A 13,429-nucleotide genomic window follows, 5' to 3' on the forward strand; every position below is an offset into this window, starting at 1 on the left:
TCAATGTCCGTCCTTGCCCGAGCCGTTACCGTCCGACGCGCCGCCTTGCGGATCACGCGGATGGTGCTGGTTGTAGTGTTCGAGCGCTGCATCCGGGTCTTCCTGTTCGCCGCCGAACTTCGCGCGGACCACGACGAAGAACATCGGGATCATGAAAATCGCGAGGAAGGTCGCCGTCAACATCCCGCCGATCACGCCGGTACCGATCGCGTGCTGGCTGGCCGAGCCCGCGCCGTTACTGATCGCGAGCGGCATCACGCCGAGAATGAACGCAAGCGAAGTCATCAGAATCGGACGCAACCGCAGACGCGCCGCTTCCAGCGCGGCCTCGATCGGCCCCATGCCTTGACCCTGCTGCAGTTCCCGGGCGAACTCCACGATCAGAATCGCATTCTTCGCCGACAGCCCCACCGTGGTCAACAGACCCACCTGGAAGAACACGTCGTTCTCGAGCCCACGCAGCGTAGCGGCCAGCAGTGCGCCCACCACGCCGAGCGGCACCACCATGATCACCGAGAACGGGATCGACCAGCTTTCATACAACGCGGCGAGACACAGGAAAACGACGAGGATCGAAATACCGTACAGAATCGGCGCCTGCGAACCGGACTGGCGTTCCTGCAACGACAGACCTGTCCATTCGTAGCCGATACCCGCCGGCAGCTTCGCCGCGATGGCTTCCATGGCTCCCATCGCCTGGCCGGTACTCTTGCCCTGGGCTGCCGCGCCCTGGATTTCGACAGCGGAGATACCGTTGTAGCGTTCGAGCTTCGGCGACCCATATGTCCAGCTGCCGGACGCAAACGAGTTGAGCGGCGCCATCCCGCCCGATGCGTTGCGCACGTACCAGTTGTTCAGATCTTCCGGATTCATGCGGAACGGTGCATCGCCCTGCACGTACACCTTCTTGATCCGGCCATCGGTATCGAGGAAGTTGTTCACATAGACCGAGGCCCACGCGATCGAGAACGTCTGATCGATTGCCGACAGCGACACGCCCAACGCCGACGCCTTTTCGTGATCGATCGAGATCTTGAACTGCGGCGTATCGTTCAGGCCGTTCGGACGCACCTGCGCGAGCAGCGGATCCTTCGCGGCCATCCCAAGCAGCATGTTGCGCGCTTCCATCAGCTTCGCGTGGCCCAGACCGCTCCGATCCTGCAACTCGAAGTCGAACCCCGATGCCGTGCCCAGTTCCGGAATGGACGGCGGATTCACCGGATACACCAACGCGTCCTTGTACGACGAGAAGTGCATGAACATCCGGCCGATCAACGCCTGCACCTTCTGGTTCGTATGCTGGCGCTCGGCGTAGCCCTTCAGCTTCACGAACACGAGACCGGCATTCTGGCCGCGGCCCGCGAAGCTGAATCCGTTCACCGTAAACGCCGATTCGACGATGTCCTTTTCCTGGTTCAGCACGTAGTCGGACACATCCTGAAGGGCATGCGCCGTACGCTCCTGGGTCGAGCCGGCCGGCGTTTGCACCAGCACGAACATGATCCCCTGGTCTTCGTCAGGCAGGAACGACTTCGGCAGACGCACGAACAGCAGACCGACCGCGACGATCACCACCAGGTAGATGATGAGCCACCGGCCCGAACGCTTGATCACGTGGTGCACGCCGGAGTGGTACTTGTCGCGGCTCGTCTCGAAGGTCCGGTTGAACCAGCCGAAGAAGCCCTTCTTCACTTCGTGATGGCCCTTCGGGATCGGCTTGAGAATCGTCGCGCACAGCGCCGGCGTGAGAATCAACGCGACCAGCACCGACAACACCATCGCCGCCACGATCGTCAGCGAGAACTGCCGGTAAATCGCACCGACCGAACCGCTCGAGAACGCGACCGGCACAAACACCGCCGACAGCACGAGCGCCACGCCAACCAGCGCGCCGGTGATCTGCTCCATTGCCTTGCGGGTGGCGTCGCGTGGCGACAGTCCCTCCTCGGCCATCACCCGCTCGACGTTTTCCACCACCACGATCGCATCGTCCACCAGCAGACCGATTGCGAGCACCAGGCCGAACATCGACAGCACGTTGATCGAGAAGCCCACCGCGCTCATGATCGCGAACGTGCCCAGCAGCACCACCGGCACCGCGATCGTCGGAATCAACGTCGCGCGGAGGTTCTGCAGGAACAGGTACATCACGAGGAACACCAGCACGATGCCTTCGAGCAGCGTCTTCACCACGTCTTCGATCGACAGGCGCACGAACGGCGTCGTGTCATACGGGTACTTCACGACGAGGCCGTGCGGGAAGTACTTCGACAGATCGTCGATCTTCGACTTCACGTTCTTCGCGGTCTGCAGCGCGTTGGCGCCCGTCGCGAGCTGAATGCCGAGACCCGCTGTCGGCTTGCCGTTGTAGTGCGTATCGAAGTTGTAGTTTTCGCCGCCCAGCTCGACGCGCCCGACGTCCCTGATGCGCACTTGCGAGCCGTCCGTGTTCACCTTCAGCAGCACGTTGCCGAACTGCTCAGGCGTATTCAGCAGCGTCGCCTCGGTAATCGTGGCCTGCAGCATCTGGCCCGGCACCGAAGGCGTACCGCCCAGCGAGCCGCCGGCCACCTGGACGTTCTGCGCCTGCAGCGCGGTCTGGACATCGACCGGCGTCAGATTGAACTTGTTCAGCTTCGACGCATCGAGCCAGATCCGCATTGCGTACTGCGTGCCGAACAGCGTCACGGTACCCACGCCGTCGAGACGGCTGATCGGGTCCTTGACGTTCGACGCGACATAGTTCGCGAGGTCGATCTTGTTCATGCTGCCGTCTTCGGAATTGAACGCCAGCACGAGCAGGAAGCTGCTGCTCGACTTGGTGACGTTAATCCCTTGCTGCTGCACGATGGTCGGCAGAAGCGGCGTCGCCAGTTGCAGCTTGTTCTGCACCTGCACCTGGGCGATGTCCGGATTCGTGCCGGCCGCGAACGTCAGCGTGATGGTCGCCGTACCGGAGTCGTCCGACGTGGACGACAGGTACAGCAGGTGGTCGAGGCCGCTCATCTGCTGCTCGATCACCTGCGTGACGGTGTCTTCCACCGTCTTCGCCGACGCGCCCGGATACACGGCGCTGATCTGCACCGCCGGAGGCGCGATGGTCGGATATTGCGCGATCGGCAGCGTAAACACCGACGCGATACCCGCGAGCATCAGGATGATGGCGATCACCCATGCAAAAATCGGGCGATCAATAAAGAACTTTGCCATGAAGCAGGCTCCCTGTTATTTCGCGGCCGATGCAGCGGACGCAGCCTGCGCCGTCTGTGCACCGCTGGCCGCCGGCGCTTCCTGAGCAGTTGCGTCGGAGGCTGGCGTTGGCGCGGGAACTGTCTTGACCGTCATGCCCGGACGCACCTTGTCGGTACCGAGCACGATTACGCGGTCACCCGGGTTCAGGCCGCTCTCGACCACCCAGTTCGAACCGTAGGTCGACGAGGTGACGAGCTGGCGCACCCCGACCTTGTTCTGCGCGTCGACAACGAGCGCGGTCGGCTGGCCCTTCGCATCGTGCGTGATGCCCGATTGCGGCACGACGATTGCCTTGTCATTGACGCCTTCGTCGATGCGCGCCCGCACGAACATGCCCGGCAGCAGGACGCGGTCCTTGTTCTGGAAGATCGCGCGGATCGTGACCGAACCGGTGCCCTGGTCGACCGTGACGTCGGTGAACTGCAGCTTGCCCTGTTCGGAATAGGTGCGGCCGTCTTCGAGAATCAGCGTGACTTTCGCCGCGTCCGGGCCGTTCGTCTTCAGGCGCCCTTCCTGCACCTGACGGCGCAGCTTCAGCCCGTCGAGGCTCGACTGGGTCAAGTCCACGTAGACCGGATCGAGTTGCTGAACCGTCGACATCAGCGTGGCCGCGCTAGCCTGCACGTACGCGCCCGGCGTGACCTGGGAAATGCCGACCTGGCCGGTCACCGGCGAAGTCACGTCCGTATAGCCGAGATTGATTTGCGCCGTATCGACCGCGGCCTTGCCGGACGCCACGTCTGCCGCGGCCTGTCCTTCCGCGGCGACCGCGTTGTCGTAGTCCTGCTTGCTGACCGCATTGGCCGCGACCAGCACCTTGTAGCGGTTTGCCTGCGCGGTGGTGGTGGCGAGATTCGCCTGAGCCTTCGCAAGCGTTGCCTTGGCGCTGTTCAGCGCCGCGATGTACGGCGCTGGATCGATCTTGTACAGACGCTGGCCGGCCTTGACCTGGCTGCCCTCGGTGAATTCGCGGCGCAGCACGATGCCGTCGACCCGCGCACGCACTTGCGCCACGAGGAACGCGTTGGTACGGCCCGGCAATTCGGTGGTGACCGGCACAGAAGTCGGCTGTACCGTGACGATGGCAACCTCGGGCGTTTGTTGCGGCGGGGCAGATTGTTTTGGTCCGCACGCTGCCAGCAATACGGCAGCCGTCGCGGCACTGATTAAGCGGAATGGAACCCGTTCGACGCGCATGGAGCGACCTCTGTCAATGACTGAGAATGAAAAAGTGCGCGCATCCCTACCCCGGGGACGACAGCGCACACATGCGTCTTGCGACGCCAGACCGGAAGCCCGAGGATGCAAACACACCTGCAAGGGCATCCTGAGCGAAATGCGCCATACCGGGGAAATGCCGCACGGCGCCGCCCGTCGGGGCGCGGCACAAGAGCGTTTTGAAAGGCAACAGTGACGGATATTAACCGGTCGTCACGGCTTGGGCTATCCGATCGTGGGATGCTATTATATATACATCCACGAATGCATGTAAAAGTGCGTTTACGTTTTTGTGGGCAGGGGACCCGCAAGATCGCTTCGTAAATTGCTTAACAGCAGACAGATTGTCATCGAGCGTACTTAAAAGCGCCCGGGAAAACCCCACAATCAGGGCAGGTCACGACAATATGGTCAGAAGAACCAAGGAAGAGGCGCAGGAGACGCGCAACAGCATTCTCGACGCAGCCGAACAGGTTTTCTTCGAGAAGGGCGTGTCGCGCACTTCGCTCGCCGACATCGCGCAGGCCGCCGGCGTCACGCGCGGCGCGATCTATTGGCATTTCGCGCACAAAAGCGATCTGTTTACCGAAATGTTCGACCGCGTGCTGCTGCCGCTGGACGAACTCAAGGCCGCTTCGCTAGACCCCAATGAACCCGACCCGCTCGGGCGCCTGGTGGAGATCTGCACGGTCTGTCTGCGCGACACCGCCAACGACCCGCGCCGCCGGCGAGTGTTCGACATCCTGTTTCTGAAGTGCGAACTGGTCGAAGAGATGGGGCCGGTGATGGTCCGCTATCAGACCAATATGCGCGAAGGGCTGACGAAGCTCGAAGGCGGTCTGCGCAATGCGATCTCCAAAGGGCAACTGCCGGCCGATCTCGACACCAGGATCGCCGCGGCGATGCTGCATGCGTTCGTCGGCGGCTCGCTGCGCGACATGCTGTTTCTGCCGGAGGCGGCGGATTTCGGCAAGCATGCGGAACAGATGATCGCCGGGATATTCGATGCCATGTTGTTAAGTCCGGCCCTGCGCAAGGGAAATCGGACGGCGCCGGCCGCCCGTTCGCCCGGTCAGGCTAGCTAGGTACTTACGCGGCAACCCGGCGCGCCCGCGCCTTCTGATTCGACGAGTAGATATCGCCGCGCTCGAGCGGCGCCCCACCCCGCACTGCCGCGATCCACTGCTCCGTACTCGCCACCGCCGCGAAGTTCGACTGCAGTACCACGCTGAAGACCCGGTGAATCTCCTGCGCGCTGGCCAGGCCCGCGCTGTTCTCATAGGGCAGCGAGCCGGTTGCGTCGTGCAGAAACTCGACGGCAAACCCCGCATGCCACGCCTCGTTGATCGTCGACGCGTCGCAGTTGTGGGTCATGTAACCGACGACCGTCAGCGTGTCGATCTGCCGCGCGGCCAGCCAGTCGGCGAGATCCGTACCGGCAAAGGCGCTTGCCCGCGACTTCTCAAGATAGTGATCGCGGGCCCGCGCGCCCACCACCGGATGCAGCTCGGCGCCTTCGCTGCCGCGCGCGAACACCGGCGAGGCGGCCGACGAGACATGTTGCACAACCACCACCGGCACGCCGGCGGCGCGCGCCGCATCCATCGCGCGGCCGATGTTGGCGAGCGAGGTTTGCACATCCGGATATTCGATCGGCAGATCGCCGGTAACGTATTCGTTCTGCACGTCGATGACGATCAGCGCGCGGCGTGGTGCGGTCATGGCAAGACTCCTGTCGGTTGAGCAGTTAAGGCTCGCGCTGCGCGGCCCGGAATGGGCCGACGGCAAGCAGCGGCGATGACCGCATTGTTCGTCAGCCAGTCCATCGCCGACAGCGACCCGAATGACAATCTTCGCTAGAATCGGGCCATCATCGGATCAGCATTGACCGCCACAGGGCGATTGCGAATGACGGCTACCCCCACCTCCTCTACCGCCGAACGCGACGGCGCACCCCGCCACATTGTCGCGGTGGTCGCGTTCGACGGTATCAGCCCGTTCCATCTTTCGGTACCGTGCGTGGTGTTCGGCGAGGACGGCAGCAACGGCGGCGTGCCCGTGTTCGACTTCCGCGTCTGCGCAGCCGAGCGCGGCACGCTGACCACCACCGTCGGTTTCTCGATTGCCGTCACGCATGGGCTCGAAGCGCTTGCCGACGCGCACACGATCATCGTGCCGAGCTGGCGCGATCCGAACGAGACGCCGCCCGCCGCCCTGCTCGACGCACTGCGCGCCGCCCACGCACGCGGCGCCCAGCTGGTTGGGCTGTGCCTGGGCGCGTTCGTGCTGGCGGCCGCCGGCATTCTCGACGACCGGCCGGCGTCGACCCACTGGGCGTGGGCGGACGACTTCGCGCGCCGCTATCCGCGCGTGCGGCTCGATCCCGACGTGCTCTATGTCGACGACGGCAACGTGCTGACCTCGGCCGGCACCGCCGCCGGCCTCGACTGCTGCCTGCATGTCCTGCGCAAGATGTGCGGCGCGCAGGCGGCGAACTATGTCGCGCGCCGGCTGGTGGTGCCGCCGCATCGGCAGGGAGGCCAGGCGCAATACATTCAGCAGCCGGTCGCGCCGAACGTGCGCGGCGACCGCCTGTCGTGTCTGCTCGAATGGGTGAGCGCGAATCTGGATGCACCGCATACGCTCGACACCCTCGCCGGGCGCGCGTTGATGAGCCGCCGCACATTTACGCGGCGCTTCCGGCTCGCCACCGGCACGACCGTCGGCGCATGGCTGCTGGCGCAGCGGCTCGCCCGCGCGCAGCAACTGCTGGAAAGCACGGATGAGTCCGTGGAGGCCATTGCGGGGATTGCGGGATTCGGCTCGACCGCCTCGCTGCGGCAACATTTCGCGGAAGCGTTTCGCATCTCGCCATCCGCGTGGCGACGGGAGTTTCGCGGCGTGTGAGCGTAAGTGAAAGCGTCCGATAGGGTGGCGAACGGGCGAGGGCGAGCGCGGGTACGCGGGTACAACCGGCAAAAATGCCGATCAAGCCTTCAGGGCCGCCAACGCCCTGTGGCCAACGACAGTTCGTAGTGACTCACCGAAATTTCGTAGTCGCGCCCGCGCTACAGCAGCGCGCCGAACCGTCGTAGCCAGGCCATGTCGTCGCGGTGGCAGTGGCAGTGGCAGTGGCCGAATTAAATCGCCTCGTCACTGTTCGCCAATCCAGCGCGCCACGTACAACAGCAGCGCCACCAGAAAAATCATCACCGCCCACGCCCAGTTCGGGACGACGTGCGGACTGGGCTCGTGATGCGAAACCCCGTGCGACACGCCGTGAGACGCCCCATGCGACGCACTCGCCGCCCGTCCGGGCAGCGCATTGCCATGATCCACACGCGTGCGCCTCGCGATGCCGCTGAGCGTGATCGGCCGCAGAAACACGTGCTGCCGACGCCCCGCCGAGCCGCGCGCACGATTCGGCCCTTGCCCATGCTTGGCGCGAACGACCGCGCCGAACTCGTCGAAAAAATCGTCGGCCAGTTGATGCAGCGCGTTTTCGAGCTGGCGCGTGGGCAGTTCGGCGAGCGGTCCGGACGAAGTCGCCCAGATCGTGTAATCGATCCGCGTGCCCCGCTCCCGGCCGATGCCGTGCGAGCTATCCTCCGCGCGCAATCTCACTTCGATCTGTCCGCGCAACGAACCGATGCCCTCGGCTCGCGCCTTGAAGTTGATGGTGCGGCGCTGCGCGTCAGCCGGCCCGGAATCCTGACCGGCCACGTGGGCGCGCGCTTCGTAACGCGCACGCAACGGCCCGAGCGGCACGGTCATGGTGAGCGCATATTCGCCGTCTCCAAGCCGCGTGAACGACTCGCAGTTGTCGAGGCTGGCACGCAACAAGGCGAGGTCCTGCAACGCCTCCCAAACATCGGACGGCGCAAGCGGAATCCGTAACGCGTCGTTCAGTTCCATGACAGCCTCCCCGATGAGCGCGCGACAGCCGGTCAGGACGTCTGATCGATGCGGTCGACGCGCGATGCGTAAAACGCGAGATACCCTTTTATCCGTGCCATCGGCTCGAGCGGCGTCTCATAGCTCCAGACGGCGTTTTCGATCAGACCGTCTTCAGTGCGCAGATGGTAGTACGAGGCATCGCCCTTGAACGGGCAGTGCGAGGTATGGGTGGAGCGTTCGAGGCGAGCCATGTTGACGTCGCTGCGCGGGAAATAGAACACGTCCGGCAGGCCGGTTTCGCTGAGTGTCAGGCAAGCGTGGGTATCGGCCATCGTCACGCCGCCGTGAATCACGCGCACCCGATGGTTGTTGCCGCTGATGGCGATGGTGTGCCCGCCCGTGCTCGCGCCGGAGCCAGGGCTTCCGTGAGGTGTCAAGGCATCGCTCATGTCTCGGCTCCGTGGTCGTGTACAACTCGGGTGTGCAACGCGGTATGCGGCCATGCAACAAAAAAGCCACGGGGTGCACCCGTGGCCTCATTATCGGCCAAACTTCAGCCGATTGCGCGGCCTTCCTGAATGTCGCCGGGGCGTCTCGCCCGGCGCCGCTCAGGGAGACGGGCCGCTTACTGCGGGTTATGGCGGTTTATTACGGTCTATTGCGTATTCCAGTAGAAGGCGGCCTTGGCCGTACCCTTGGTCGGAATCGTCACCGGCTTGGTCTGGTCGCTATCCTTGTATTGCGCGTGCACGGTATAGCGGCCCGGGCGCAATCTCACCAGCATGTAGGGCCCGCGCGAGGTGGCGCTCAGCACATCGCCATCGTGCGCGTCGACGATCCGCACGCGGACGTCGGCAAGAAAATCGGAGCCGGGGCCGGTGAAGCGCATCGACAGCGGCCATTGGCTTTGCGCCTGCTGGAGTGCTTTCGATTCGTCGAGACCGACGCCGCCCGACACGAACGAGACGTCACCCTGGTGCTGGATCTGCGGCAGGCCGCCACCGTTGGCGTTGCCCGCGCTGGTCTCGTCGGTGGTGGTGCCGCCGGTTACGTCGCTCGCCTGTGCATACGCGCCGCCCGCCAGACCAAGGGTGAGCGCTGCGCAGACCGCGGCGGCTACGATCCTTCGCTGCTTGGGTTGGGTTTTCATGGCTTCACTCCTTCTCAAGGCCTTTATCGTCCGGAGTCCCTCAGAGGGTCCATATCAAGGCCGACGCAACCGGCGTGCCAGCCATCCGTTCGTGTCTTGTGGAAACCGCTGCTGCGCCGCGCCACGCCGCACAGAGCGCCCTGCTTTACAGCTTTGAGACGGCTTTGAAACAAATGAAAAAATGCCGGTCCGTCAGCAGTAAGTGCAAGGACCGGCAAGCTTTACTTCAATCTGATCAATGTCCGCTCAGCCGAGATCGACCGGCACGAAGATCTGCGCATTGTCCCGCTGGATCAGCAACGCGATGCTGTTGCCCGCGCCGGCGATCATCTGCTTCAACTGATCGACGCTCGTGACCGGCCGGCCGTTGACCGCCAGGATCACGTCGCCCGGCTGGATGCCGGCGCTCTCAGCCGCACCGCCCGATTGCTGCACCAGCAGCCCGTGCGACACCGACGCGCCGCTCTTCTCTTCCGGCGTCAGCGGCCGCACCGCCACGCCGAGACGGCCTTGCAGCTGCGCCGGCTGATCGGCCTTGTCCGAGGCCACCTTGGCATCGGACAGCGAACCGATCGTCACCTTCAGGTCCTTGGTGGCCTTGTCGCGCCACACCTGCACGGTGGCCGAGCTGCCCGGCGCCAGACCCGCCACCTGCGCCGGCAAATCCGACGAGTCGCCGACCGGCTCGCCGTTCACCGAGAGAATCACGTCGCCCGGTTGCAGGCCGCCCTTGGCCGCCGGGCCGCCCGGATCGACCGAGCTGACGAGCGCGCCCTGCGGCTTCTGCATGCCGAACGAATCGGCCAGCGTCTGATTCATGCCCTGCACCGCGACGCCGAGACGTCCACGGCTGACATGGCCGGTCTTGACGAGATCGTCCTTGACCTTGATCGCTTCATTGATCGGGATCGCGAACGAAAGGCCCTGGAAGCCGCCCGTCTGCGAATAGATCATCGAGTTGATGCCGATCACTTCGCCTTGCAGATTGAACAGCGGTCCACCGGAGTTGCCCGGGTTCACCGGCACGTCGGTCTGGATGAACGGCGTGTAGTTCTCGTTCGGCAGCGAACGCGACTTCGCGCTGATGATGCCCGAGGTCACCGTGTTGTCGAAACCGTACGGCGAGCCGATCGCGACCACCCACTGGCCGACCTTGCTCTGACGCGGATCGCCGATCTTCACGGTCGGCAGATTGCTCGCGTCGATCTTCAGCACGGCGACGTCGGACTGCTTGTCGGCGCCGACCACTTTCGCCCTGAATTCACGCTTGTCGGTGAGCTTCACGGTGACGACGTTCGCGCCGTCCACCACGTGGGCGTTGGTCAGAATGTAGCCGTCATTGCTGACGATGAAACCCGAGCCGAGGCTCGCGCTCGGCTGATCGGACCCATCGCCGCCGTCGCCGCCCTGCATGCCCGGCATGCCGCCGAAGAAGTGCTTGTAGAACTGGTAGAACGGATCGCTCGGGTCGATCGGCAACTGGTTGCCGCCGCCGGCGCCGTTGCCGCGCAATGCCGTCTGCTTGACCACGTGCTTCGCGCTGATGTTGACGACTGCCGGGCCGTACGTTTCGACCAGACCCGAGAAATCGGGGACGCCGGTTTTGGCAGCGGCTTCGGCAGGCATCATCGCGGCCTGCGCCGGCGTGATCACCTGCGGCGCGGGCACGTCGCGATGCCCCGCCACATAGCCGGCGGAGAGCGCCACGGCGACAGCAACGGCAACAGCGCTGCGGGACAAGGTTTTCGCGTTCATCGTGTACTCCTGACTGGGAGAAAGAGGCTTTGGAATGAGATGAAGCGTACGTGGCATCGCTTAAAAGAGTCTTAAGCAGCGCCAGATCGCTTCAGGCCCATTCGTAAGACGTGTTTAAGCCCCGCTTAAGCCACGTTCGAGCCACTTTACGAACAGAAAGCCTCACCTTCAGAAGCGCACGTCGACCTGTAAACCACCCGCCGCGGATTCGTCGAGCTTCACCGCCGCATGGTGTTGCGTGGCGATGCGGCGCACGATCGCAAGGCCGAGGCCGCTGCCCGCCACATCGGTACGCACGCGGTTCGCGCCGGCGCCGGCCCGGTAGAAGCGATCGAACACGCGCTCGCGTTCGGCCGGCTCGATGCCCGGCCCGCTGTCGGCAATCCGCACCACCGGATGCCCTTCGTCGACATGCAGACTGACGTCGACGCGGCCGCCTCGCGGCGTGTATTTGGTTGCGTTGTCAACGAGGTTGTTGAACATGACGCGCAGCGCGTCAGTGTCGCCGGTCACCGTGGCGGGTTCGCTCGCCTCGATGCCGAGATCGACTCCGCGATTCTGCGCAAGCGGCGCGTACGCCACCACACAGTCCTGCAGCAGCGCGCGCAGATCGATCGCGTTCGTCGCCGCGATGCCGTCCGGCTCCGAACGGGCGAGCGCCAGCAATTGCTCGGCGAGACGTGTCGCACGCGTGACGCCTGCCTGCAGGTCGGCCAGCGCTTCGCTGCGCGTGGTGTCGTCTTTCGCGCGGGCCACCAGTTGCGACTGGATCTGCACGGCGGCAAGCGGCGTGCGCAATTCGTGCGCGGCATCGGCGACGAATGCTTTCTGAATGTCGAGCGCAGTGGCGAGCCGCTCGAGCAGGCCGTTCAACGCGCGCACGAGCGGCTGCACTTCGAGCGGCAGACGCTGATCGGGCAAGGGATCGAGCGCCTCGGGGTGACGCGCGTCGAGCGCGCTGGTCACGCGCCGCAACGGCCGCAGCCCGCGCCCGACGATCACCCACACCGCCAGCCCTAGAAACGGCAGCAGAACAATCAGCGGCCACAGGGTTCGCAACGCGACATTCGCCGCCAGCCGGTTGCGCACCGAAACCGGTTGCGCCAGTTGCACGACGTTGTCGCCGACGATCGCGCCGTACACACGCCAATCGCCGCGTTCCGTGTGCTCGGTCGAAAAGCCGATCTCGGCGCGCGGCGCGAGCGGCGCACGCGGGCGCGAGTAGTACATCAGCACGCCGTTGCGATTCCAGATCTGCAGGACGATGCCTTCGTCGCCGGTGTCGCGCGAGCCGAGCACCTGGGAGAACGGTTCCGACGGCAGCGCCGCGGCAATCTGCTCCAACTGGTAATCGAACAGTTCGTTGGCTTCGGCAAGCGCTTGCCGGTAGATCAGCCAACCCGCAATGCCGACGCCGAGCAACACCAGCGCCAGCAGCCAGAACAACAATTGACGGCGAATCGAACGCATCGGCTCAGGCGTCCTTCGCGATCATGTAACCAAGACCGCGCACGTTGCGGATCAGGTCCGCGCCGAGCTTCTTGCGCAGGGCGTGAATGTAGACCTCGACCGTATTGCTGCCGATTTCCTCACCCCAGCCGTACATTTTTTCTTCGAGCTGGCTCTTTGAAAGCACTGCGCCGGGCCGTGCGATCAACGCTTCGAGCAGCGCGAATTCACGCGCCGACAACGCGACCGGCGCGCCGTCGAGCGTGACCTGATGCGACGCCGGGTCGAGCGTCAGATTGCCGTGGCGAATCGTCGAATCGCTGCGGCCCGATTGGCGGCGGATCAGCGCGCGCATGCGGGCGCCGAGCTCGTCGAGGTCAAACGGTTTGACGAGGTAGTCGTCCGCGCCGGCGTCGAGCCCTTTGACGCGATCGGCAATCGCGTCGCGCGCGGTCACGATCAGCACCGGAATGGCCTGGCCTTTGGCGCGCAGCGTGCGCAGCACGTCGAGCCCGTCGCGTTTGGGCAGGCCGAGATCGAGCAGCACCAGATCGTAAGGTTGGCTGGCCGCGGCGCTGAGCGCCGCTTCGCCGTCTTCCACCCAGTCGACCGCGAAGCCTTCACCGCGTAGCGCCTTGCGCACGCCTTCCGCGATCATCCGGTCGTCTTCGACTAGCAATATGCGCATGGTTGGGTCGGTCCCGAAAC

The 13,429-nt window shown here is 64.5% G+C and carries 11 protein-coding genes; 2 read left to right on the plus strand and 9 right to left on the minus strand.

Features of this window, described 5'->3' with window-relative positions; all coding sequences use genetic code 11:
• Both DSC91_RS22410 and DSC91_RS22415 read right to left on the minus strand, forming a co-directional pair.
• On the minus strand, positions 1-3,210 hold the full coding sequence (locus DSC91_RS22410) for an efflux RND transporter permease subunit (protein ID WP_115780921.1): 3,210 nt from the start codon (positions 3,208-3,210) through the stop codon (positions 1-3).
• Positions 3,211-3,225: 15 nt separating this feature from the next.
• On the minus strand, positions 3,226-4,449 hold the full coding sequence (locus DSC91_RS22415; protein ID WP_115780922.1) for an efflux RND transporter periplasmic adaptor subunit: 1,224 nt from the start codon (positions 4,447-4,449) through the stop codon (positions 3,226-3,228).
• Between the two features lie 428 nt (positions 4,450-4,877).
• Here DSC91_RS22415 and DSC91_RS22420 point away from each other — a divergent pair, with 428 nt between their 5' ends.
• Complete coding sequence (locus tag DSC91_RS22420; RefSeq protein ID WP_115780923.1) at positions 4,878-5,555, plus strand: TetR family transcriptional regulator; 678 nt, start codon at positions 4,878-4,880, stop codon at positions 5,553-5,555.
• A 4-nt stretch (positions 5,556-5,559) separates the two neighbouring features.
• Here the strand turns inward: DSC91_RS22420 and DSC91_RS22425 are convergent, their stop codons facing one another.
• Complete coding sequence (locus DSC91_RS22425; protein ID WP_115780924.1) at positions 5,560-6,192, minus strand: cysteine hydrolase family protein; 633 nt, start codon at positions 6,190-6,192, stop codon at positions 5,560-5,562.
• Positions 6,193-6,378: 186 nt separating this feature from the next.
• Between DSC91_RS22425 and DSC91_RS22430 the strand changes: the two genes are divergently transcribed.
• On the plus strand, positions 6,379-7,377 hold the full coding sequence (locus tag DSC91_RS22430; RefSeq protein WP_115780925.1) for a helix-turn-helix domain-containing protein: 999 nt from the start codon (positions 6,379-6,381) through the stop codon (positions 7,375-7,377).
• Positions 7,378-7,623: 246 nt separating this feature from the next.
• On the opposite strand, the gene DSC91_RS22435 is transcribed toward DSC91_RS22430, so the two are convergent.
• The 6 genes from DSC91_RS22435 to DSC91_RS22460 form a co-directional block, all read right to left on the minus strand.
• Positions 7,624-8,385 carry an SRPBCC family protein gene (locus tag DSC91_RS22435; RefSeq protein WP_115780926.1) on the minus strand — a complete coding sequence of 254 codons (762 nt, stop codon included), beginning with the start codon at positions 8,383-8,385 and terminating at the stop codon, positions 7,624-7,626.
• A gap of 32 nt (positions 8,386-8,417) precedes the next feature.
• Positions 8,418-8,816: a DUF427 domain-containing protein gene (locus DSC91_RS22440; protein ID WP_115780927.1), complete on the minus strand. Its 399-nt coding sequence runs from the start codon at positions 8,814-8,816 to the stop codon at positions 8,418-8,420.
• A 206-nt stretch (positions 8,817-9,022) separates the two neighbouring features.
• On the minus strand, positions 9,023-9,517 hold the full coding sequence (locus DSC91_RS22445; protein WP_115780928.1) for a carboxypeptidase regulatory-like domain-containing protein: 495 nt from the start codon (positions 9,515-9,517) through the stop codon (positions 9,023-9,025).
• A gap of 246 nt (positions 9,518-9,763) precedes the next feature.
• Entirely contained in the window at positions 9,764-11,272 is a 1,509-nt protein-coding gene (locus DSC91_RS22450) for a DegQ family serine endoprotease (RefSeq protein ID WP_115780929.1), read from the minus strand.
• Positions 11,273-11,440: 168 nt separating this feature from the next.
• Positions 11,441-12,742, minus strand: a complete 1,302-nt coding sequence (locus DSC91_RS22455; RefSeq protein WP_115780930.1) for an ATP-binding protein — start codon at positions 12,740-12,742, stop codon at positions 11,441-11,443.
• Between the two features lie 4 nt (positions 12,743-12,746).
• Entirely contained in the window at positions 12,747-13,409 is a 663-nt protein-coding gene (locus DSC91_RS22460) for a response regulator (RefSeq protein ID WP_115780931.1), read from the minus strand.
• Between the last annotated feature and the right edge of the window lie 20 nt (positions 13,410-13,429).

Source organism: Paraburkholderia caffeinilytica, assembly GCF_003368325.1.
In the GTDB taxonomy this organism is placed as follows: Bacteria; Pseudomonadota; Gammaproteobacteria; order Burkholderiales; family Burkholderiaceae; genus Paraburkholderia; species Paraburkholderia caffeinilytica.